General features: G+C 73.1%; 17 protein-coding genes and 3 pseudogenes. 14 read left to right on the plus strand and 6 right to left on the minus strand.

Annotation, left to right across the window (positions count from 1 at the left end; genetic code table 11):
• Nucleotides 1–49: 49 nt before the first annotated feature.
• The 4 genes from MCM47_RS27765 to MCM47_RS27780 are packed head-to-tail and all read left to right on the plus strand — an operon-like array spanning nucleotide 50 to nucleotide 4384.
• Nucleotides 50–1540 carry a VWA domain-containing protein gene (locus MCM47_RS27765; RefSeq protein ID WP_238864457.1) on the plus strand — a complete coding sequence of 497 codons (1491 nt, stop codon included), beginning with the start codon at nucleotides 50–52 and terminating at the stop codon, nucleotides 1538–1540.
• Complete coding sequence (locus MCM47_RS27770) at nucleotides 1537–2676, plus strand: hypothetical protein (RefSeq protein WP_238864458.1); 1140 nt, start codon at nucleotides 1537–1539, stop codon at nucleotides 2674–2676. Before MCM47_RS27765 ends, MCM47_RS27770 begins: the two co-directional genes overlap by 4 nt.
• A complete protein-coding gene (locus MCM47_RS27775; RefSeq protein WP_238864459.1) occupies nucleotides 2673–4046 on the plus strand; it encodes an ABC transporter substrate-binding protein in 1374 nt (457 codons plus the stop codon). Before MCM47_RS27770 ends, MCM47_RS27775 begins: the two co-directional genes overlap by 4 nt.
• Nucleotides 4043–4384, plus strand: a complete 342-nt coding sequence (locus tag MCM47_RS27780) for a CU044_2847 family protein (protein WP_238864460.1) — start codon at nucleotides 4043–4045, stop codon at nucleotides 4382–4384. Before MCM47_RS27775 ends, MCM47_RS27780 begins: the two co-directional genes overlap by 4 nt.
• 185 nt (nucleotides 4385–4569) lie before the next feature.
• On the opposite strand, the pseudogene MCM47_RS27785 reads toward MCM47_RS27780, so the two are convergent.
• A pseudogene (locus MCM47_RS27785) lies at nucleotides 4570–4698 on the minus strand (family 1 glycosylhydrolase); the annotation flags it as partial.
• A gap of 126 nt (nucleotides 4699–4824) precedes the next feature.
• On the opposite strand from MCM47_RS27785, the gene MCM47_RS27790 reads away from it, so the two are divergent.
• Both MCM47_RS27790 and MCM47_RS27795 read left to right on the plus strand, forming a co-directional pair.
• Complete coding sequence (locus MCM47_RS27790) at nucleotides 4825–5409, plus strand: TetR/AcrR family transcriptional regulator (protein ID WP_238864461.1); 585 nt, start codon at nucleotides 4825–4827, stop codon at nucleotides 5407–5409.
• An 88-nt stretch (nucleotides 5410–5497) separates the two neighbouring features.
• Nucleotides 5498–6478 (plus strand): zinc-binding dehydrogenase, encoded by a 981-nt coding sequence (locus tag MCM47_RS27795; RefSeq protein ID WP_238864462.1) that lies wholly within the window; start codon nucleotides 5498–5500, stop codon nucleotides 6476–6478.
• A gap of 363 nt (nucleotides 6479–6841) precedes the next feature.
• On the opposite strand, the gene MCM47_RS27800 is transcribed toward MCM47_RS27795, so the two are convergent.
• On the minus strand, nucleotides 6842–8197 hold the full coding sequence (locus tag MCM47_RS27800; protein WP_238864463.1) for a GH1 family beta-glucosidase: 1356 nt from the start codon (nucleotides 8195–8197) through the stop codon (nucleotides 6842–6844).
• A 486-nt stretch (nucleotides 8198–8683) separates the two neighbouring features.
• On the opposite strand from MCM47_RS27800, the pseudogene MCM47_RS27805 reads away from it, so the two are divergent.
• A pseudogene (locus MCM47_RS27805) lies at nucleotides 8684–9447 on the plus strand (DUF72 domain-containing protein).
• Nucleotides 9448–9741: 294 nt separating this feature from the next.
• Here MCM47_RS27805 and MCM47_RS27810 read toward each other — a convergent pair.
• Both MCM47_RS27810 and MCM47_RS44105 read right to left on the minus strand, forming a co-directional pair.
• Entirely contained in the window at nucleotides 9742–11802 is a 2061-nt protein-coding gene (locus MCM47_RS27810; protein ID WP_238864464.1) for a phosphocholine-specific phospholipase C, read from the minus strand.
• 304 nt (nucleotides 11803–12106) lie between these two features.
• Nucleotides 12107–12796, minus strand: a complete 690-nt coding sequence (locus MCM47_RS44105; RefSeq protein WP_374209216.1) for a hypothetical protein — start codon at nucleotides 12794–12796, stop codon at nucleotides 12107–12109.
• Between the two features lie 507 nt (nucleotides 12797–13303).
• On the opposite strand from MCM47_RS44105, the gene MCM47_RS27820 reads away from it, so the two are divergent.
• From MCM47_RS27820 to MCM47_RS27830, 3 genes are all read left to right on the plus strand, one after another.
• The gene (locus MCM47_RS27820; RefSeq protein ID WP_238864465.1) at nucleotides 13304–13981 is read left to right on the plus strand and encodes a TetR/AcrR family transcriptional regulator; all 678 of its coding nucleotides are present in this window, start codon (nucleotides 13304–13306) and stop codon (nucleotides 13979–13981) included.
• A 256-nt stretch (nucleotides 13982–14237) separates the two neighbouring features.
• Complete coding sequence (locus MCM47_RS27825) at nucleotides 14238–14432, plus strand: DUF1918 domain-containing protein (RefSeq protein ID WP_238864466.1); 195 nt, start codon at nucleotides 14238–14240, stop codon at nucleotides 14430–14432.
• A 48-nt stretch (nucleotides 14433–14480) separates the two neighbouring features.
• Entirely contained in the window at nucleotides 14481–15293 is an 813-nt protein-coding gene (locus tag MCM47_RS27830) for a DedA family protein (RefSeq protein WP_238864467.1), read from the plus strand.
• A 60-nt stretch (nucleotides 15294–15353) separates the two neighbouring features.
• Here MCM47_RS27830 and MCM47_RS27835 read toward each other — a convergent pair whose 3' ends face one another.
• Complete coding sequence (locus tag MCM47_RS27835) at nucleotides 15354–16097, minus strand: PIG-L deacetylase family protein (protein WP_238864468.1); 744 nt, start codon at nucleotides 16095–16097, stop codon at nucleotides 15354–15356.
• Between the two features lie 548 nt (nucleotides 16098–16645).
• Here MCM47_RS27835 and MCM47_RS27840 point away from each other — a divergent pair.
• Nucleotides 16646–17755, plus strand: coding sequence for a hypothetical protein (locus MCM47_RS27840; RefSeq protein WP_238864469.1), 1110 nt, complete (start codon nucleotides 16646–16648; stop codon nucleotides 17753–17755).
• Between the two features lie 19 nt (nucleotides 17756–17774).
• A pseudogene (locus MCM47_RS27845) lies at nucleotides 17775–18347 on the plus strand (FUSC family protein); the annotation flags it as partial.
• A gap of 271 nt (nucleotides 18348–18618) precedes the next feature.
• Here MCM47_RS27845 and MCM47_RS27850 read toward each other — a convergent pair.
• Nucleotides 18619–20037 carry an amidase gene (locus tag MCM47_RS27850; RefSeq protein ID WP_238864470.1) on the minus strand — a complete coding sequence of 473 codons (1419 nt, stop codon included), beginning with the start codon at nucleotides 20035–20037 and terminating at the stop codon, nucleotides 18619–18621.
• Nucleotides 20038–20202: 165 nt separating this feature from the next.
• Between MCM47_RS27850 and MCM47_RS42670 the strand changes: the two genes are divergently transcribed.
• Nucleotides 20203–21402, plus strand: a complete 1200-nt coding sequence (locus MCM47_RS42670; RefSeq protein WP_308222480.1) for a beta-galactosidase — start codon at nucleotides 20203–20205, stop codon at nucleotides 21400–21402.
• Complete coding sequence (locus tag MCM47_RS42675; protein WP_305068030.1) at nucleotides 21372–22034, plus strand: hypothetical protein; 663 nt, start codon at nucleotides 21372–21374, stop codon at nucleotides 22032–22034. The genes MCM47_RS42670 and MCM47_RS42675 overlap by 31 nt, the downstream gene beginning before the upstream one ends.
• Nucleotides 22035–22126 lie beyond the last annotated feature (92 nt).

Below are 22126 nucleotides of genomic sequence, written 5' to 3' on the forward strand. Positions count from 1 at the left end.
GGACCTTCGAATCATCCGTCAACTTTCCCACAGATGAGGAGCTTGGCACGTGAGCGAAGCACCGACCGTCACTCTGGAGGCCAACTACGACAGGTACCGCTCTCTCGACGAGCGCGAAGTGCACGTCTACCTCAGCGTGGTCGCCACCACCGCGGCCGACCGGCCGGCGAACCCGCCGCGCGGTGCGCGGTTCGCCGAGGTGATCCTGCTGGACCAGTCGGGGTCGATGAGCGATCCGCGCACCAAGCTCCAACGGGCCAAGGAGGCGAGTTGCGCCGCCATCGACACCCTGCGCGAAGGCACCCGCTTCGCGGTGGTCGCCGGTACCCACCAGGCGACCATGATCTACCCTCGGGAGTCCTTCCTCGCCCCGGCGAACGCCGCTACCCGTGCGGAGGCGAAGCAGGCTGTCAACCGGATCGCCCCCGGCGCCCAGGGCACGGTCATCGGCGCCTGGCTCGACAAGGCCCGTGAACTGCTCGAACCGCACGGCGATCTGATCTGCCACGCGCTACTGCTCACCGATGGGCGCAACGAGCATCAGGACCGGTCGGCCCGGTCGATGGAGACCGTGCTCGCCGACTGCCGTTCCGTGTTCACCTGCGACGCCCGCGGTATCGGAGCGGACTGGGAACCCGCCGAGCTGAGACGGATCGCCGAGGAACTCCAGGGCACGGCGGACGCGGTACCCGACCTGGCCGACCTGGCCTCCGACTTCCGCGCACTGATCCGCACCGCGATGGGCCGCACGCTGTCCGACCTGGCCCTGCGGGTGCCCTGCGCACCGGGAGTTTCGGTGTCGGTCCTCGAACAGGCCCACCCGGCGCTGGCCGACCTGATCGGCCATCGCCTGCCACTGGCCGGAACAGCGGCGGCCGACTACCCGACCGGCCCGTGGAGCAGCGAGGCCCGCCGATACGTCGCGACCTTCGTCGTGACCGGCGACCGGACGGTCGGCGCCGACGCGGAGACCCTGGCCTCCATCGAGGTGGTCACCGGAGCGATCGGCACCGAACTGGCCACACCCGTCAGCTCTGTGGAGGTGGTCAGCGCGCGTTGGCTCGACCAGCCGGCCCCGGAGACCGTCCTCGGGGCCGATCGACGCCGCCACGAGCGGGAGAAGGAGCTGTACGCGCTCCGATGGCGGGGTGGGGCACTGTACCGCCAGGGGGATCGCCACGGGGCGTGCGATGCCTGGGGCCGCGCCGTGGCGCTGGCCGCCGAGCTGCGCAACGAGGACGCGCTACGGCGGCTGGGCAAGGTCGTCCGGGTCGAGGATGCCGTACGCGGCGTGGTCAGCCTCCTCCCCGGGCTGGATCCGGACTATGTCCTGCAGGCCATGATGGGCACGGTCACCAGCGCCTCGTACGGCCCCTCGCACAACCCCGCGCCGCGTGCCGATCCGGCGCCCGGGTACCCGTCGGCCCCGGGGCCCGAATGCCCGCGGTGCGGCCGGGTCGCGGTGGCCGGGGCACGGTACTGCGAGAACCTCGAATGCGACTACGAGTTCACGGGCAGCTCACCGGTGATGGGCGGATGACAGCCACCACCGCGGTCGTGCCTGAACCGGCGGCGGACGAACCGGCGACGCCCTCCACGACCGCGCGCACCCTGCGCCGGCTCCGCGGGGCGCTGGTGGCGGGCAGCCTGCTGACCGGGGCGCTGTGCCTGGTGGTGTCCGGCCGCGCACACGCCGGTATCGACGCCGCCGGTGGGCGGGCCGCCCCTGCCGTGCTCCGGGCCGAGGCGGCGTACAGCGCGCTCGCGGATGCCCAACGCGTGGCGGTGCACGGCTTCCGGCACGACACCGTGGTCCTCGGCGGACTCGGCGACCGTTACCGGAACGACATCGCCGCGATCAACCAGAACCTGGCGGAACTGGCCGGATACAACGTGGCCGGCCCGGCGGGCAGCAGCGATCTGCAACTCGTCGAAGGGCTCGTCGTCAACTACAACGCCGAGATCGAGCAGGCCACCGCCGACTACCAGCAGACCGGCGAGATCACCCGCGCCCTGCCGGCCCTGTGGTACGCCACCCTGCAGTACCAGGAGGTCTTGAACACGCTGGACCGGCTACGGAAGGAGGAGAGCGCGGCACTGACCGCCCGGCGCGGCTCGGTGTGGCTGGCCGGCACCACGGTTCTGCTGTTCCTGGTGCCCTTCGCGCTGCTACTGGCGCTGTTCGCTCGGACACGGTCGGTGCTGCGTCGCCGGTTCCGGCGTCGGTTGAGCCTCCCGTTGACGACCGCTGTGCTCGCCCTCACCGCGGCGGCCCTGTCGTGCGGTCTGTCGCTCCATGCCTCGGGCGGGCACCTTCGCTCCGCCCTGGACGGTCCGTTCGTGGAAGCCGTCACCCTGACACGGCAGCAGGCGAGCCGGTCCGCCGCCGAAGCCGACGCGGACCTGTTCGCCATCGTCGCGCGGGCATGCCCGGCCGCCACGTCCTGCGGGACCCACCTGACACCGCCGACCTCCGCGCCGGCGACCGTCGGGCCGGATCAGGCCGGTCACCGACAGGCCCAGGCCGAGGCCAGGTTCACGCGCGGCGTCACCGACGCGGGCGCCTGGTTCTCCGAACGCCTGGCAGTTCTCGTGCTGCTGCCCCTGGCTGCAGCCGCGGCGGCCGCTCGCGCCCTGGGTCCGCGCATCGACGAGTACCGGTTCGGAGGCCGATGATGCAGCGCAAGCGCCAGGCAGCTCTCCGGCTCCTCCTGGTCCTCACCCTGCTGGCGGCGTCCGCCTCCTGCCTCGGGGGCTCGTCCGGCCGGCGTGTCCTGAGCATCCTGACGCCCTGGACCGCCGACGCCGAGAAGGACTCCTTCCAGGCCGTGCTCACGGCCTTCGAGGCCGAGACAGGCATCACCGTCCGCGCCTCCCCCACCAGGGCGCTCGACCAGGTGCTGCGGACCGGCGTCCAGAAGGGCGAGGGACCGGACCTGGCCGTCCTGCCGAACCCCGGGGCGCTGCGCTCCTACGCCCAACAGGAAGAGCTGGTCCCGCTGGACCGGTTCCAGGACAGGGCACTCGGCAGCCGGCTCGTCGATCTACTGAAGTCCGACTACGACCCGTGGTATCGCCTCGGGGAGGCAAAGGCCGGCGCTCTGTACGCCGTCGTGGTCAAGGCCTCCGTCAAGAGCCTCATCTGGTACGACCCCCGGCGGCTCGCCCCTCAGGCATCCGACAGCTGGGCCGGCCTGGTCGGCCTCGGCCAGTCGCTGGCCCAGAAGGGCGAGACGCCCTGGTGCCTGGCCGTGGCCGATCCGCCCAACTCGGGCTGGCCGGGCACCGACTGGATCGAGGACATCCTGCTGCACCAGTCGGGTGCCGACGCATACATGGACTGGGTCGACGGCAAGCTCAAGTGGACATCGCCGGAGGTCGACTCGGCCTGGCAGGAATGGGGCCGGACCGTCACCGCACAGGGCGCGATCCACGGCGGCCGGCTGACCGCGCTCCTGACCAGCTACGGCGAGGGGGCCTATCCGCTCTTCACCGAACCGCCCGGCTGCTACCTCGAACACGGCGCCCTCGTCGCCCCGGACCCCGCGGCACCGGCCGAACCCGTCTCGGGGAAGGAGTACGACTTCGTCCCGTTCCCCCAGTTCCAGCCGATGACGACACCGAAGCCGGCGTACGAGGTGTCGGGAGACCTCGTCGCGATGTTCCGCGACTCGCCCGAGGCCGAGAAGTTCATGGCCTACCTCGCGAGCCCGCAGGCCCAGCAGATCTGGCCGGACCGGCAGCCGGAATCCGCGTTCTCCGCCAACCACACCGTCACCACGCGAATGGCGCCGCCCGGCAGCGTCGCCCGCCGGATCGCCGAGTTGCTGACCTCGCCCGCCACCCTGTGCTTCGACGCCTCGGACAGCATGCCCAGCACCATGGCGGCCGCGTTCAACCGCGCGGTGCTCGACTACCTGAACGATCCGACCCGACTGCCGACGATCCTCGCCGGGCTGGACAAGATCCAGGCCGACGCCTATCCGCAGTCGGCGAAGAACTCCGTCTGCGCACCCTCACGATCCCCGAGCCAGGAGGCCAAGTGACAACACGCACCGAATTCACCCTCGCGTCCGGCGGGACTCTGGTGGTCGAGAGCGAGGATACCGGCGCAGGAGTTGCGCCTGCCGGCCGGGGAAGTCTGGAGAGAGCGGGCGCCACGGTGCGGGACTCGCTGCACACCGTGGTCAACACGGCATCCGACGTGATCGAAGCGTTCCGCGCCATGCCACGCCGCCCTGACGAGATCGAGGTCAAGTTCGGCGTCAAACTGGACGGTAGCGTCGGCGTGATCCTGGCGGGCGGCTCCGCCGGCGTCCACTTCGACGTCATGCTCCGCTGGTCTCCCGAGAATCCTGCTGCTGACGGCGACGACGAGGAGTGACCGCAGCGGTCCGGTGCGAGCCGCCTGCGGTGGCCGCGCGACTCGCACCGGACAGCGCGCCCCGGCGGCGGACCCCGCCCGAGCAGGCTCGCCCTGGCGGCCGCACAGCCTGCCGGATCTGATGGCGCGGCCAGGTCGCGCGGCCGGTCTTCCCGTCTACCGTCCCCCGAGGAGCAACGCGTGAGCTACCGCGAACTCCGCGCCCGGCGAGCGGCGATCAGGTCGCGATACCAGGCGTACGACGCGCGCGGGGTGCGCCGCTGCGTCTCGAAGTCGACGTGGACGCGTCCGAACCGCTGGTGGTAGCCCTCGGCCCGTCGAACCCGCAGACGACCTCGCCGGCATTGCTCTACTCAGCGACTTGCTCGCCGCCTGAGCTCTTCCCCTCGCACCGCAGAGCATGGGTTGTTCTTGAATGGTCGCTCATGTATGTTCGTCCCATGCCCAGACGCCGCGAGTTCGAGCCCGAGACCGTACTGAACGGGGCCATGCTGCGGTTCTGGGAACGCGGCTACCGGGCAACTTCGATCGAGGACCTGGTGAAGGCGACCGGAGTGAAACCGGGCAGCATCTACAGCGCCTTTCCAGGAGGCAAGCGGGCACTGTTCCTGAAGTCGCTGGAGCGCTACTCCCGGTTGGTCGTGCCGCAGAAACTCGGCGAGCTGGAGGCGGCCGGCGCCGGCCTGGCGGAGCTGCGGGGCTACTTCGACGGACTGGTGCAGGACCTGCTCAGCCCCGAGGGCCGACAGGGATGCCTCCTGGTGAACACCGCGATCGAGAACGCGGCCGAGGACGACGAGGCGGCGGCCGTCGTCCGCGGCCACCTCGCCCGCCTGGAACGCTGCATGACCACGGCACTGGAGAACGCCCACCGTCGCGGCGAGATCCGCGACTCGGTGGATCCGGCCGGCAGCGCCAAGCTGCTGGTCGCGACCTGCCAGGGGCTGATGGTCGTGGGCAAGGCCAACCCGGACGAGGCGCTGCTGCGCGCCATCACCGACAACGCCTTCGCCGCCCTCAACTGAGCGCAACGAAGCAGACAAGGGCCACCGGACACGGTGGCCCTTCTTCCGGCCCAATATTTGAATAGTCATTCAAGAAAAGGAAGCGATCATGAAGGCCATCATCATCTCCACCTACGGCGGCCCCGAGGTACTCACCCTCACCAAGCTGCCCGACCCCGTGCCGGCGGCGGGCGAGGTACTGATCCGGGTCAAGGCAATCGGCCTCAACCACGCCGAGGCGTACATGCGCGCGGGGGCCTGGGGCGAGGTCGCCGCCGTCACCGGGATCGAGTGCGCCGGAACCGTCGAAGCCGACCCGTCCGGCGAACTCCCCACCGGCATAACCGTGGTGGCAATCCTCGGCGGCATGGGCCGCACCCGCAACGGCAGCTATGCAGAACTCGTGACGGTACCCGCGACCAACGTGGTGCCGGTCCGCTCCTCACTCGGATGGGCCGACCTGGCAGCCGTCCCCGAGGTCTATTCGACTGCCTGGAGCGGCCTGTTCGGCAACCTGGAGCTGCGCCCCGACGAGACGGTCCTGGTCCGCGGCGCGACCTCCTCGCTCGGCCAGGCTGCCGTCAACCTCGCCGTCGACCACGGCGCCCGCGTCCTCGCCACCACCCGCAACCCCGACCACGCCGTCCTGCTCAAGGACCTCGGAGCCGAGGACGTGCTCATCGACGACGGCCGACTGAGCACCCAGGTCCGAGACCGGAGCATCCGCGTGGACGCCGTCCTGGACGTCGTCGGCAACAGTGCCCTACGCGACTCGCTCGCCACCGTCCGGCCCCGTGGACGGGTCTGCCAGGTCGGCTTCCTGGGCGGCTTCGCACCGGTACCCGACTTCGACCCGATCAGCGACCTTCCCAGCGGCGTCCGGCTCAGCTTCTTCGGCAGCGCGTTCGTCCTCGGCAGCCCTGAGTTCCCCCTCTCCGACATCCCGCTGGACACCATCTACGCCAAGGTCGAGGCAGGGTCCCTGCGCGCACGCCCGACTCGGACCTTCCGCTTCGAGCAGATCGTCGAGGCCCACCGCGTGATGGAGAGTGGTCGGGCACTGGGCAAGATGACCGTCATCCTCGACTGACAGCGACACCGCCCTGGCGGCCCGATGGCCCGGCGGCGCCCGGCCGGGTGGCCAGGCGCCGCACCTGCCACGGTGTCGCAACGTGGTGGGGCCGAGACGCCTTGAGTCTGGACGCCGTCGGCATACACCGCCGGTCAAGTCGAAGCACTGCTGGCACCGCTGCGGCTTGACCGCCGGCAGCCGGGCGTGTGGTGTTACGGCGTTGTGAGCCTTCGAGTCTTGCCGGGTCAGGAGCGGCCTTGGGCCCAGGGAGGTGGTGCACGAGTCCTGCCCGGGTGGTCGTTTGGCGCGACCGGAGTCTCCGTCTACTGTCTGGTCAGGCGGCGCCGATCCGCATCGCCTCCCCCGGGGACCGCCGCGAGGCTACCCCGCATGTCGGGCCCGATGGGCCTCGATCACCTGGCGATACCAGGCGTACGAGGACTTCGGGGTTCGGCGCTGCGTGGTGAAGTCAACGTGCACGAGGCCGAATCTCTGTTCGAATCCCTGAGCCCACTCGAAGTTGTCGATCAAAGACCAGGTGTAGTAGCCACGAACATCCACACCCTGGGTGGTCGCTGCAGCGAGGGCGTCGAGGTGGCCGGACAAGAAGTCGATCCGCGGCTGGTCGAGGATGGCTCCGTCGGGGCCAGGTTCGTCCGTGACGGAGCAGCCGTTCTCGGTGATGGTGATCGGCGGCAGCGCGGCACCGTAGCGCCGCTGAAGGCCGACGAGGAGTTCGCGCAGGCCGTCCGGAACGACGGGCCAGCCGAAGGCGGTTCGCGGGACGCCTTCGATCTCGGCTTCCGCGAAGGGGAGCCCGGGGTCGGTGGGAGCAGCGATGCGGGTCGGGTTGTAGTAGTTGACACCGAGCCCGTCCAGGCCCGGACCGGCGATCAGCTTCAGGTCGCCTGAACGGACGCTCCCGCCGAGGTCCTCGCCGACGCCGTACGCACTCAGGTCCGGGTAGCGCCCCAACAGCAGCGGATCGGTGAACAGCCGGTTGTGCAGGGCGTCGTAAGCGACGGCGGCCGCCTGGTCGGCTTCCGAGGAGCTCGCCGGCCAGACCGGGGTGAGGTTGTTGGCGATGAGCACCTCTCGACCGCGCTCGCGCAGTACGGCGGCCGCGAGCCCGTGCCCGAGGAGCTGGTGGTGGGCTACGGGCAAGGCATCGAGCATCAGGGCGCGTCCGGGCGCGTGAATGCCGAGCGCGTAACCGTAAACCATGTGGACGAACGGCTCGTTGAGCGTGATCCAAGCCGGCACCCGGTCGCCCAGCCGGTCCACCACCAGCTCGGCGTATTCGGCGAACCGGTACGCCGTGTCGCGGTCGAGCCAGCCGCCGCGATCTTCGAGGCCCTGGGGCAGGTCCCAGTGGAAGAGAGTGGGCATCGGGGTGATGCCTGCGGCAAGCAGGGCGTCCACCAGCCTGTCATAGAAAGCGAGTCCGACGGAGTTGGCTGGGCCGGTGCCGTCGGGCTGGATCCTGGGCCAGGCGATCGAGAAGCGGTAGCCGTCCAGGCCGAGGTCCTTCATCAGAGCGATGTCCTCGGGATAGCGGTGGTAGTGGTCGCAGGCGACCCGCCCACTTTGGCCGTCCAGGACAGCCCCGGGTCGAGCCGCGAACACGTCCCAAACGGACGGCCCGCGCCCGTCCTCCTCCACCGCTCCCTCGATCTGGTACGCCGCCGTGGAGACACCCCACCGGAAGCCCGCCGGAAAGTCATGCCGATTCGGCACTCCGCCACACCCTCTCCGCAAAATATGAGGAAGACTCATGTTAGCGCCTAGCCGTCGAAACACCAGAGGCTGCTGCTCGGGCCGCGGTGGGCACCGCCGCCGGGTACGGCCTCGGCGTGCCGGCCGGCCGCGCAGCGCCCTGGGTCGACCGGGCCCGCGGGGGGAGACTGCGCAGATGGCTGACCGCATGACCGCACGCCGGACGGCCGTCCGGACGGCCGTCCGCGCCGCGGCGTCCGCCACCGGCTCGGAGGAGCTCCCGTGCGTCGGCGCCGTCATCCGCCCGGCAGCCTGACCGTCCCGCCCGGGGCAGGCGCCGCCGCGCGCGGCTTCCCGAGCCCGGCACGACGGACGGAGGGCAGGCGGGGCGAACCGGGTGGAGCTGCGGACGGCGCCGCCGCCGCGAGCTGCGGTCGGGGTCGTCCGGGAGACCGGTTCGCCTCAGGGCACCGAACAGTCGGCGGCGTTCCGTGCTTCCATGGAGGTGTGCCTCTGTACATCGGCACCTCGGGCTGGCAGTACGACGACTGGCGTGGCGTCCTCTACGCGCCGGGGACGCCGCAGCGGATCTGGCTGGAGGAGTACGCCCGGCGGTTCGCCACGGTGGAGAACAACAACGCCTTCTACCGCCTGCCCAAGGCCGAGACCTTCACCGCCTGGCAGGAGCGGACCCCTGAGGGGTTCGTGATGGCGGTCAAGGCGAGCCGCTACCTCACGCACATCAAGCGCCTGCAGGACCCGCAGGAGCCGGTGCAGCGGCTCCTGTCGGCCGCCGCAGGGCTGGGCCCGCGGCTCGGACCGGTCCTGCTCCAGCTCCCGCCCACCCTGCGGGCGGACGTCGACCTCCTCGACAGCTGCCTGGGCTGCTTCCCGCCCGGGGTGCGAGTGGCCGTCGAGCCGCGCCACGCCTCATGGTGGGTGCCGGAGATCCGGGCAGTGCTCGAACGGCGCGGCGCCGCCCTCTGCTGGGCGGACCGGCGGGCCCGCCCGGCACGCCGCTGTGGCGGACCGCCGGCTGGGGCTACCTGCGCTTCCACGCCGGTCTGGCGCAGCCGCCGCCCCGCTACGGTCGGCAGTCGCTGGCCACCTGGGTGGCGAGGGTCGGCGAGGCCTGGCCCGATGAGGCCGACGTGTACGCGTACTTCAACAACGACCCCGGCGGTGCGGCTCCCCTGGACGCCGTCGCCTTCGCACGGGCGGCCGCCAAGGCCGGTCGGACGGTGAGCCGCACGCCGCAGAACCTGAGGTGAGGCACGTCGTCGTCCGGCACAGGGCCGGCGGCGACCCGGCCCCGGAGGCACTGCGCCGGCCCGTCCACGGCTCCTGACGGCCCACCAGGGCCCCCGGCCGGGCGGCGACGTGGCGATCGTGCGGGCCGAGCGGCAGCCGATCCGGCCCCACGACACCGCGGATCCGCCGCCACCCGGCCGCCGGCGGATCCGCACCCGCCGGGCGGAGACGCCGTTGCGCCGCGGCACCCGGGGCGGCATGGGCCCTCGCCCCGCCGACGGATCGGCGGGGCGACGGATCGGCGGGGCGACGGATCAGTAGGTGAGGATCCCGGGGTCGGAGACGCCCGAGGCACCGGTCTCGACGTGCCCGGCCAGGCGGCGGACGAAGTCCGTCGAGGTGCTGGAGGTGACGGTCACGTCGTACCAGCGGTGCCCGGCGGTCAGGTCGAGGGTGAGGGCGACCGTCACGCCCCGGCGGACGGTGACCGTCGTGGGCGCACCGCCGTAGGCGTTGGTGACGGTCAGGACGGCGTCGGCGCTGCCCGCGTTGGTGAACGTCAGGTCGAGGTTGCCGGTGGCCGCGTTGTGGCGCGCGGTGACCTCGGGGCCGGCGGTCCTGCCGGGGTTGCGGAAGCGCCGCAGGAAGCCGTTCGGGCCGTGCACGGTCAGGTCGGTGACGCCCTTGGAGTACTTGGTGTTCCAGGCGTCCGCGATCGACCTGCCGGCCTCGGCGGTGTACGTCCACGGGCCGTCGGTGCGGACCGGCGAGGTCACCAGGAACTGGGCGCCGGCCGCGGCCCCGCCGCTGAAGGTGAGGCCGAACTTGCCGGCGACGGTGTCGGCCGCGCCGTCGACGTAGGGCGCGTACTTCAGCGGGCGGGTGGGCTTGCTGCCCCGCTCCTGCTTGGGCATGGTGCCGGTGGCGGGCGGGGTCGGCACGTAGTCCGGGTGGCGGTTGCGGTCCGGCGGGAGGTAGCCGGCCGTCGAGGGCAGCGCCGCCGGCGCCGCGTTCGAACTGGTGAAGTCGAAGGCCGCGGTCAGGTCACCGCAGATCGCTCGCCGCCAAGGCGAGATGTTGGGCTCCTGGACACCGAAACGGCGCTCCATGAACCGGATGATCGAGGTGTGGTCGAAGGTCTCGGAGCAGGTGAAGCCGCCGGTGCTCCACGGCGAGACGACGAGCATCGGCACCCGCTGGCCGAGACCGTAGGGGCCGGCCGTGTAGCCGGTGCTGCCCGGGTACTGGTCCGCCGTCGTCGACACGGTCGAGAGGCCCTGCGCGGCGGAGGACGGCGGGAACGGCGGCACGACGTGGTCGAAGAAGCCGTCGTTCTCGTCGTAGGTGATGAACAGCGCGGTGCGGGCCCACACGTCGGGGTTGGAGGTCAGCGCGTCCAGCACCTGGGAGACGTACCAGGCACCGTAGTTGGCGGGCCAGTTGGGGTGCTCGGTGAAGGCCTCGGGGGCGGCGATCCAGGAGATCTGCGGCAGCGTACCGGCCTGCACGTCCCGGCGGAGGCCGTCGAACAGGCCCTCGCCGGCCTTGGCGTCGGTGCCGGTGCGGGCCTTCTGGTAGAGCGGGTCGCCGGGCTTGGCGTTGCGGTAGTTGTTGAAGTACAGCAGCGAGTTGTCGCCGTAGTTGCCGCGGTACGCGTCGCCGATCCAGCCCCAGCCGCCGGCCGCGTCGAGGCCGTCGCCGATGTCCTGGTAGACCTTCCAGGAGACCCCGGCCTTCTCCAGGCGCTCCGGGTAGGTCATCCAGCCGTAGCCGGCCTCCTGGTTGCCCAGCACCGGGCCGCCGCCGGCACCGTCGTTCCCGGTGTAGCCGGTCCACATGTAGTAGCGGTTGGGGTCGGTGGAGCCGATGAAGGAGCAGTGGTACGCGTCGCAGATGGTGAAGGCGTCGGCGAGCGCGTAGTGGAACGGGATGTCCTGGCGGGTCAGGTACGCCATCGTGGTGGCCGTCTTGGCGGGGATCCACTGGTCGTACCTGCCGTTGTTGAAGGCCTTGTGGCCGCCGGCCCAGTCGTGGTTGAGGTCCTGGACGAACTGCATGCCCAGGTCGTTCACCTCGGGGCGGAACGGCAGCACCTCCTTCTTCGCGCTGTCCGTCTGGTACCAGACCGGCTTCCCGCTCGGCAGGGTCACCGGGCGCGGGTCGCCGAAGCCGCGGACGCCCTTCATCGCCCCGAAGTAGTGGTCGAACGAACGGTTCTCCTGCATCAGCACGACGATGTGGTCGACGTCCTGGATGGTGCCGGTGGTGCCCTGCGGGGCGATCGATGCGGCGCGCGCGATGCTCTGCGACAGTGCCGAGAACGCGACTGTCGCGCCGGTCAGTTGGAAGAATCGCCGGCGGCTCAGCTCAGCCATGGTGGGTGACCTCTGCGTGTCGGGGGGAGGACGGCGTCCCCAAGGACAGCGTGGGCGCGGTACCGGCCGGAGGACCGCTCGTGGCGGCCGGCTGTACGTCAGACGAACGCCTGAAGTTGTCCGTACAAGCGGGTCGGGCGGGCGTGGCCTGCGTCACCCGGGTCGGCACCCGGGTCCGCACCCGGACGACGGTGCCCCCGCCGGCGGTCGGACCGCCGGCGGGGGCACGTCGGGCGGTGCTCCCTCCGCACCACCTCACCGGATCACTTCACCGGATCACTTCACCCGGGTCACTTCAGCCGGGTCACTTCACCGGGTGGCAGAGCAGGGCGTCCGGGACGCCGTAGTGGAGCCACTTCCAGGTGAAGGCGACACCGGCGACGTACTCGTCGTCCGTGCACTGGCCCTTGTAGTAGCCCGGCGCCCAGTCGCTGCCCGTGGAACCACCGGTCGCGGGACGGTTGTCGCCGTGGTCGAACCAGACGTTCCGCCCGGACTGCGGCAGCGCGGCCGCCGCCGGGGCGCAGAGCAGGGCGGACATCGCGTTGGAGCGGACGCTGTAGCCGACCGCGTAGGTGTCGTTCGTCTTCCCCTTCAGCTGCGGGTTGGCGGTGACGGCGACGTCCGGCACCGGCGCGGTGTCGTGGATCATCGCGTTGGCGAACGGCAGCCGGACGCTGTTGATGCCGAGGCGGTGGAATCCGGTCAGGATGTCGGCGATCGGCGCCCGGTCCAGGCCGAGCGGCAGGTTGTGGGAGACCTGGCCGGCCTGGTTGTTCGCGTCGACGATGTACCGCCCGCGGGTGCTGAGCGGGGCGGTCCAGGAGGCGGCGAGCTGCGAGCCGGTGAGCGGTACCGGCGCAGCGACGGCGGCAGGCGCGGCGGCGGGTGTGGCAGGTGCGGCGGAGGCGGCGGTGCCGGCTCCCGCGGTCATCGCGACGCACGCGGACAGGGCTGCCCCTGCCGCAAGTGCGCGGTGCACGAGCTTCTTCATTCGTCATCCCGGTGGGTCAAGGCAGGCGGCGGCGACCGTTCACCCCGCTGCCCGGTCCCGGGAATCGCGGCGACCCGCCGCGCCGACGGCGGGAGGTCGGGGAGCGCGAGGCCGGGGACGACCGGGCGGTGAACCCGGGGCGGTCGCAGCGGTCGTGGCGAACGGGGCCGGGCCCCGTGCGGTCTGGATGGGGGCGGTGCTGAGCACGGACGCCAGGAACCGAACGGTCACCGGGGAGGAGTGCCGCGGTCATGGCAGGGCAGGACGCTACCATTCCTGACGACTGTTCACGGACAACTCCCGGAATCCGGAGTCCAGCCTTCCGGCGAACGGTGCGAGGCGGAACGAAGCGGTCCGGGGCGGAACGAAGCGGTCCGGGCACCACGGCTTGGCCGAAGCCGTGGCAGCGGGCCCGGGACCGGGCGTCACCGGCCGCGGGGCCCTCGCGGCGCAGCGGCGGGGGGCCGGGACTGGCCCGGCGAACGCCCGATGCGGCACAGTGGCCCCATGAGTGCGGACACGAGGAGTCACCAGACCGCCGAGCGGACCGGTCCGGGCCGCCGGCGCCCGGTGCAGCAGCGCAGCCAGGAGCGCTACGGCCGGATCCTCGACGCCTGTGCCGGCCTGCTCGACGAGGTCGGCGCCGGCGCGCTCACCACCAAGGAGGTCGCGCACCGCGCGCAGGTGCCCATCGGCACGCTCTACCAGTTCTTCGCCGGCAAGGAGGACCTGCTGGCCGCGCTGGCCGGCCGCAACCTCGATCTGTACCTCGGGCGCGTCGAGCAGCGGCTGCTGGTGGAGTCCCCGGCCGGCCCGGCCGGGTTCACCGACCTGGCGGTCGAGGAGTTCGTCGTCATGAAGCGGACGGTGCCCGGCTTCGGCCAGGTGGACTTCGGGCTGGCCGACGCGACCGTCCCCGCCGGCGTCCGGGACGACCAGCACCTGCTGGACACCGAGCTCGACAACAACACGGCCGTCGCGCTGCGCCTGCAGGCGCTCGGCGCCGAGCTGTTCGCCGCGGCCGACCCTGCCGCGCTCACCCTCGGGCTGCGGGTGGCCCTGGAGGCGGCGGACGCCGTCCTCAAGCTGGCGTTCCGCAGCGACCCGCAGGGCGACCCGGCCCTGATCGCCGAGTGCAAACAGCTGATCCGCTGCTACCTCGCCGCGCAGTTCGGCCAGCGCTGACGGCCGCCGGACCCACGGAGGCGCGGAAGCGAGGCCGGGAGCGGTCCGCCGGGCCTCCCCTCGCCGGGCCGGACACCCCCCCGCCGGGCCGGACACCGCGCGCACCCGCCCGGGAACGGGCGGTACGACCCGGCCCCGGCCGGAGCGCGACACGGCCGCGCACCGGCCCACCACGGCGTTGCGAGCCCGCCTCCGCCGCAGCACAGTGGAAGCAGAACGGCCGCCCGCGCGGCCACAGCTACCCGAGGAGCAGACCATGCAGGCAGCGGTAGGTGACCAGCTCCACATCCACAGCAGGTCGGTAGGCATGGTCGACCAGAAGGGCGAGATCATCGAGGTGCGGGGCCAGGGGGGCGAGCCGCCGTACATGGTCCGCTTCGAGGACGGCCACGTGGGCCTGATCTACCCCGGGCCCGACTGCAACATCGAACGCCGCGAGGCGCTCCACTGAACCAGGCCGCCACCACCCCGCGCCGCCGCGGCGCGGGGTGGTGAGCCCGTGTCCGCGACCACCCCCGAACTGCCCGGCGCACTCGCCGGGCTCGCTCCCCTGCTCGACGAGTACGGCTATCCGGCGGTGGCGCTCTTCGTCCTGCTGGACAACTGCGGCATCCCCGCCCCCGGCCAGACCATCCTGGTGCTCGCCGCCGTCTACGCCGGCGCCGGGCACCTCAGTCTGGCCGCCGTCGTGGCGATCGCCTTCGCGGCCGCCGTCGTCGGCAACAGCCTCGGCTACCTGATCGGCAGCACCGGGGGCCGTGCCTTCGTCCACCGTTGGGGGCGCTACGTGGCGCTCACGCCGGCCCGGATGGAGCGCGCCGACGGGTTCTTCGCCCGGCACGGCGGGAAGGTGGTCACGGTGGCCCGCTTCGTGGACGGGCTGCGACAGACCAACGGGATCATCGCCGGGACCACCGAGATGCCGTGGCGGCGGTTCCAGCCGTTCAACGTGCTCGGCGCGGCGCTCTGGGTCGGCGTCTGGTCGGCCTTCGGCTACCTGGCCGGCACCAACATCGGCACCATCTACCGGACGGCTATCCGCTACCAGCTCTGGCTGCTGTTCGGCCTGCTCGCGGTCTGCGCGCTGCTCGCCGTCCGGGCCTTGGTGCGCCGTCGGCGCGGCGGCCGGCGGCGCGGCGAGCAGGAACGCAGGGGGCCGGAGCAGGGGCGGCCGGACGCGCCCGAGCCGTCCGGCACCCGGGCGCCGGCGGAACCACCTGAGCCGTCTGAGCCCCCTGAGCCGTCTGAGCGCCCTGAGCCGCCTGAACCACCGGAGCGGCGCGGGCCACGGACCCCGGGGGACCAGCCCTAGCGGAACCGGCCGCCGCGTCCCCTGCGGCTCCCGGCCGTTCCCCACCCGCCCGCCGTCCTGCTACCGGAGCGGGAACACCTCGAAGGGAACGGCGAAGCGGGTGCCGAGCCGGGTACCCGCCGAGCGGCCGAAACCCTCCAGGAACTCCCGCGGTTCGGCCATCGCGCCGCCGAGTCCCGCCAGGTACGCCTTGTGCTCGGCCAGCGAGGCGACGCCCAGGTCGAAGTGGTCGGTGGTGTCCACGGCGTGCCGCGCCTCCGGCGAGGCGACCGCCCAGACCTGCCGCACGCCGTTCCAGGGCTCCAGCCCCTCGGCCGTGAGCTCGCGGAACACCCAACGGTTGCCCGCGTCCCGCACGCCGTCGAGGGTGGCCCGGCCGACGGCGATGTGGTCGGCCTGGTTGAGGAGGACGCCACCGTAGGTCTCGCGGAAGTTGCTGGTGATGACGATCTCCGGGCGGTGGCGGCGGACCGCCCGGGCGATGTCGCGGCGCAGCGGCAACCCGTACTCCAGTACGCCGTCCGGGTGACCGAGGAACTCGACCGTGTCGACGCCGACGACGGCGGCGGAGGCGATCTGCTCGGCCTCGCGCAGCGGGCCGCACTCCTGCGGGCTCAGCGAGTCGATCCCCGCCTCACCGCTGGTGACCATCACGTAGACCACCTTCTTGCCCTGCGCCGTCCACCGGGCGACGGCGGCGGCCCCGCCGTACTCCATGTCGTCGGGGTGGGCGACGACGGCCAGGGCGGTCTGCCAGTCCTCGTCGACGGGCTCGAACGGCTCGGGCGCCTGCTGCTCGCTCATGGGTACTGCCTCTCCGTGGTGTACGCGGTGCGGTCGTGCCTGGTGCGGTCGTACGTACTGCGGTCGTGCGTGGTGCGGTGCGGTCGTGCACCGCGGGTGACCACCGGTGCGGTCGTCCTACGGTCCTACCGCTGGCGACTCTAGAAGATCGCGGGGCCGGACGGGCAGCGGACGGGCCGTCAGTCTCCGTCCCGCTCAGGAACCCTGACCGCCGGAGCACAGAGCGATCGGGGTGCGGGCCGCATGCGCCGAGGGGTGGGGCCCGGGATCATGTTCGTGCCCGACGGGTCGGTTGGGGGCCGGGCAGGGCAGGGCAGGACACCTCCCGGGGGCGGATCGAACATCCGCGGGGAGATCGTGGGGGTCGGCACGTGGACTGGGAGAAGGACGGCAAGTCGGCGCGATCCGGCCCGACCGGTGCCGGGGAGGCCCGAAAGCCCGGGGAAGCCCGGAAGCCCGGGGAAGCCCGGAAGCCCGGGGAGGCCCGAAAGCCCGGGGAGGCCCGGAGCAGCGTCCGCAGCACCATTCGCGACAGCACCACGAACGGCGTGACCGTGCAGAGCAGGACGGCGACGGTCCACATGACCGCGCCGACCGCCGGTGCAGGTCGGCGGCTCTCCCGGCGCGGCGCCGTCGCGCTGGTCGTGACGTCCGCGTGCCTGGCGGCGCTCGCCGTCGTCGCGGCGCTGACCTCAGGCGATCCCCGACAGGGCGGCCGGAGCCAGGCGGGCCCGGCCCCGTCCACGGCCTCCGCCCCGACCTCCGAGCGTCCGGCCGCCGGCGGGGCGCCGTCCGGGCCGGGGGCCACGCCGCCGGCCCCGGACGGGCCGCAGAACCCCCCGCCCGCCACCGGCACCTCGAACGGCATCGGTGGCGGCGACGGCGCCACCGGCGGGAGCGGCGGTGCCGGCGGTGCCGGCGGTGCCGCGGGAGGACCGGGCAGCGCCGGCGGCACGGGCGGCAGCGGCAACGGCGGCGGCACCGGCAGGTCCGGCGGCGGATCCGCCGGGGGCGCGACGGGCGGTTCCGGTGCGGCCGGCGCGGCCGGGGGTTCGGGCGGCGGCGCGGGAGGTGGCGCGGCAGTCGGCGGCGTGGGAGGCGGCGGCACCGGCGCGGTCAACGGCGGCACCGGGCCGGGCGGGGGCGGGACCCAGGTCGTCCCCCCGCCGGCGCAGCAGCCGGCCTGGACGTCCCCGCCGGCGCCCGCCACCGTGCGGCCGAGCACCTCGGCGGCGACCCCGGTGGCCACGCCGACACAGCCCTCCACCGGGTGGACCGGGGGCTACCGGAGCGTCATCCCCCAGGGGAAGGCCGTCAACCTCGGCAACCCGAGCAGCCCGGCCGTGTCGGAGTGGGGCGCCACCGAGACGTTCGGCTGGTACGGCAAGGCCGACGACGGCAGCGAGATCGCCGGCTACAAGGACGCGGCGGCCTTCCTCCCGAGCGACGCGCCCGCCACCCGGGACGCCTGCCTCGCCGTGGCCAACCGGTTCACCAGCGGCTACGCGCCGCACGGGTTCGCCCCCGGCGACCGGGTCTGCGTCTTCACCGCGAAGAACTCCAACGCCCTGATCACGGTGGTCGACAACACGGCGGTGGCCCGCCGGTCCGACGGACAGCTGACCGTCGACGTCCTCTACGGGCCCGCCGGGCTCTGAGGCGCCCTAGCGTGGAACCGTGGCACGGAGCGCGCGGGCCGGTCGGCTCGCACCACCCAGTTGGCTCGCCGAGGGCCTGCGCCCCCACCCGGCGGCGATCCCCCGGGCCGCCGTCGCCCGGGCCTCGGTCGGCCTCGCGACCCCGCTGGCGGTGGGCATGGCCGCCGGGCGGCCCGAGTACGGCGCGCTGGCGTCCATGGGCGCGCTCTCCGCCGTCATCGGCGACACCGCGGACGCCTACCGGATGCGGCTGTTCAACATCGCCGTTCCGCAGCTGTTCGGCGCCCTGGGCGTCACCCTCGGCACGCTGGTCTTCCACCAGGGGTGGACGGCCGTCGCCGTGGTCACGGCCGTCGCCCTGGTCTCCGGCATGATCTCCTCGATCGGCGCCGTCGCCTCCGCCTCGGGGCTGCTGCTCCTGCTCAACGCCGTCGTCGGCGCCGGTCTCCCGATGCCGAGCCCCTGGTGGAAGCCGCCGCTGCTGCTCGCCCTCGGCGGCCTGGTCGTGCTGGCGCTCGCGCTGTTCGGCTGGCCGCTGCGCGGCGGCGTGCCGGAGCGGTCGGCGGTCGCCGGGACGTACCGGAGCGTCGCCGGGAGCTGGACGACCTCGCCGGCGCGCTGCGCACCGGGGAGGCCGTGCCGGGCGGGGCGGACGAAGGTTCCGGGCCGAACGGAGAAGGGCCGAACGGAGAAGGGCCGAGCGGGGAAGGAAGGTCGGACACCGCCGGCGGCCCGGGCGGGGAGGAGGGTGTGCTGGACCCGCTGCGGCGCGAGGTCCGGGCCGCCCGGGCGATCCCCCCCCGCCGGGGACTGACCGTTCCGACCGCCGACCGCCGTACCCGCGCCCCCCCGGACCCGGACCCTCAGACCCCGGGCGCGTCGTCCTGGATCCGCCGCCAGGGCCGGTCCGCCTCGAGGGCGAAGGCCAGCTCCAGCAGCACCCGTTCCTGGCCGTGCGCCGCCGAGAGGTGGACGCCGACCGGCAGACCGTTGCCGGCCGCCTCACCCGGGAGCGCGATCCCCGGACCGCCGGTCACGTTGTTCACCGGCGTGAACGCCACGTAGCGCCGCAGCCGCTCCAGCAGCTCGTCGAAGGCGACGTTCGGGCTCAGGTGCCCGATCGGCGGAGGCGTGTGCGCGAGCACCGGCGAGAGGATCACGTCGTGATCGCGGAAGAGCCCCGCGTACGCCGCCTCGGCCCGGCGGAGCCGGCGCAGCACGCCGGGCACCCGGTGGAACTCGCGGTGGAAGGAACGCCGCAGGCCGGTGGTGAGGCCGTCCAGCCTCCCGGCCTGGAAGCCGGGGTCCAGCAGCAGCTTGCCGGTCGTGGCGATCAGGAACGCGATGTAGCCCCAGTACATGGTGAAGTCCCGGGAGAACTCCTCACCGAACGGAAGCGTCGCCGGGACGACCTCGTGCCCCATCGCCTCCAGCCGCTCCGCCGTCCGCTCGACCGCGCGGCGGGTCGGCTCGTCGCTGACCGCCAGCGGCGAGTCCACCACCAGCCCGATCCGCACCGGGCGGTCGCCCGGCCCCTCCACCAGGCCCAGCGGGGGCAGCGCCGGGTTGCGTCGGTAGCGCTCGGCCGCCGCGAAGAAGGCGGCGGTGTCGCGCACCGACCTGGTCAGCACGCCGTCGGTGACCAGGTCGATCGGCAGCCGCCGGCCCTGGTCGTTGGGCACCAGCCGGCCGCGGGTGGGCTTGAGCCCGACCAGCCCGCAGCAGGCGGCCGGGATCCGGATCGAGCCGCCGCCGTCGTTGGCGTGGGCGATCGGCACGACGCCGGCCGCCACCAGCGCCGCCGACCCGCCCGAGGACGCCCCGGGCGAGTGCGAGGTCCGCCACGGGTTGCGGACCGGCCGGGCCTCGGCGAACTCGGTCGAGGCGTTGAGGCCGAATTCCGGCAGCCGCGTCTTGCCCAGCACCGCCAGACCGGTGCCGAGGAACTGCTCGGCGAACCCGGCGGTGCGCCGGGCGGGCCTGGCACGGAACGCCGAACTGCCGTGCGTGGTCGGCATCCCGCGGAGGTCGACATTGTCCTTCAGGTAGCTGGGCACGCCGTACAGGGCGCCGCCGTCGCCGGCCGGGGCCGTCCGCGGGCCACCGCGGGCGGCGAAGGCGACCGGTGCCAGGGCGGCGTCGACCTGGGCGGCGCGCGCCGACGCGGCGGCCGCCAGCTCGGCCGGGCTGACCTCGCGCGCCTTCACCAGCGCCGCCAGCGCCACCGCGTCGTGCTCCCCCAGCGCGTCGTCCCCGAAAGCGTGGACCCGCTCGTCCGCCATCCGACTTCCCCATCCCTACCGGCCGGTAATACCGCGCGAGCTCCGCAGTCTAGGCCCGGCCCCGGTCACGGGAACACCCCGCGGGGGTGACGGCGGTCGCCGCTCCGCGCGTACCGCGCCTTCGGCACGCCGAACCCAACTATCCTTCCCGGTAACCCGAAAACCGTGCTCCCCCTCGCCTCCCGCACCCGAAGGCCGGTCTTCATGCTCGACTACGACGACAGCGGATTCCGCCGCGACGGCGCACCGCACCGGATCATCTCCGGCGCGGTGCACTACTTCCGGATCCACCCCGACCTCTGGGACGACCGCCTGCGCCGGCTGCGCGCCATGGGCGCCAACACCGTCGACACCTACGTCCCCTGGAACTTCCACGAACTACCCTCCGGTGAGAAGGACTTCACCGGCTGGCGGGACCTCGGCCGGTTCCTCCGGCTCGCCCGGGCCAACGACCTCGACGTGATCCTGCGCCCGGGCCCGTACATCTGCGCCGAGTGGGAGTTCGGCGGCTTCCCGGCCCGCCTGCTCACCGTCGACGGCCTGCGGCTGCGCTGTGCCGAACCCGCCTACCTGGCCGAGGTGGACGGGTGGTTCGACGCCGTCGTGCCGGAGTTCCTGCCGCTGCTGGCGAGCCGGGGCGGCCCGGTGGTGGCCGTCCAGATCGAGAACGAGTACGGCAGTTACGGCAACGACGCCGCCTACCTGGCCCACCTGCACGAGGGTCTGGTGGCCCGGGGAGTCGACTGCCTGCTGTTCACCGCCGACGGCGCCGAGGACACCATGCAGCAGGGCGGCGGCATCCCCGGCCTGCTGGCCACCGCCACCTTCGGCTCCCGGGCGGCCGAGCGCTTCGAGGTGCTCCGCCGCCACCAGCCCAAGGGCCCGCTCACGGCGATGGAGTTCTGGATCGGCTGGTTCGACCACCTGGGCGCGCCGCACCACGTCCGCGACGCCGAGGAGTCCGCCCGGGCCCTCGACGACCTGCTCGCCACCGGCGCCTCCGTCAACCTCTACATGGCGCACGGCGGCACCAACTTCGGCTTCTGGGCCGGCGCCAACCACACCGGCGCCCACCCGTACGACGCCGGCCACGAGCCGGACGTCACCAGCTACGACTACGACGCGCCGATCGGCGAGGCGGGTGAACTCACCGAGAAGTTCCACGCCTTCCGGGAGGTCATCGGCAAGTACGTGCCGCTGCCGGACGTCGAACTGCCACAGCCGCCGCCGCGGATCGCGCCGCAGCGGCTGGACGGCCCGACCGGGGCCGGGCCCGGCTACTCGGCTCCCTCGACGCCCTCTCCGACCCGGTCCGCCGGGCCGCGCCGGAGCCGATGGAGCGGGTCGGTCAGTCGCTCGGCCTGATCCACTACCGCACCCGCGTCCCCGGGCCGCGGGGCGCGCTGCCGCTGCGGATCGACGGCATCGGCGACCGCGCCCACGTCTTCGTCGACGGCACGCCGCTCGGCGTCCTGGAGCGCAACGCCCCCGGCCGGACGCTGCCGCTGGAGACCGGGCCGACGGGTGCGACCCTGGACATCCTGGTCGAGGCGCTCGGCCGGGTGAACTACGGGCCCCTGATGGACGACCACAAGGGCATCGGCCGCGGCGTCTCGCACGGTCAACAGCGCCTGTTCGACTGGGAGATCCGGCCGCTGCCGCTCACCGACCTCTCCGGCCTGGCCTTCGACCCCGCGGTCGGGGCCGCCGACGAGGACCCGGCGTTCCACCGCTTCGAGGCCCACCTCGACGCGCCCGGCGACGCCTTCGTCGCCCTGCCCGGCTGGGGCCGCGGCCTCCTCTGGCTCAACGGCTTCCTGCTCGGCCGCTACTCCCCCGACAGCCCCCAGCAAACCCTCTACGCCCCCGGCCCGCTCTGGCGCGCGGGCGGCAACGAGCTGATCGTCCTCGAACTCGCCACCCACGGCACCGTCCTGGAACTGCGCGACCGGCCCGACCTCGGCTCCACCACGACCGCCCCCAGCGTCGACTACTGACCGGCACGGCCGGCCGGCACCCTGAGGTCCGGGTGCCGGCCGGCCGCGGCGCATCCCGGGGCCTGCGCCCGGCCCTCTCGGCACCGACGGCT

This window comes from Kitasatospora sp. A2-31 (assembly GCF_022288725.1).
Lineage (GTDB): Bacteria > Actinomycetota > Actinomycetes > Streptomycetales > Streptomycetaceae > Kitasatospora.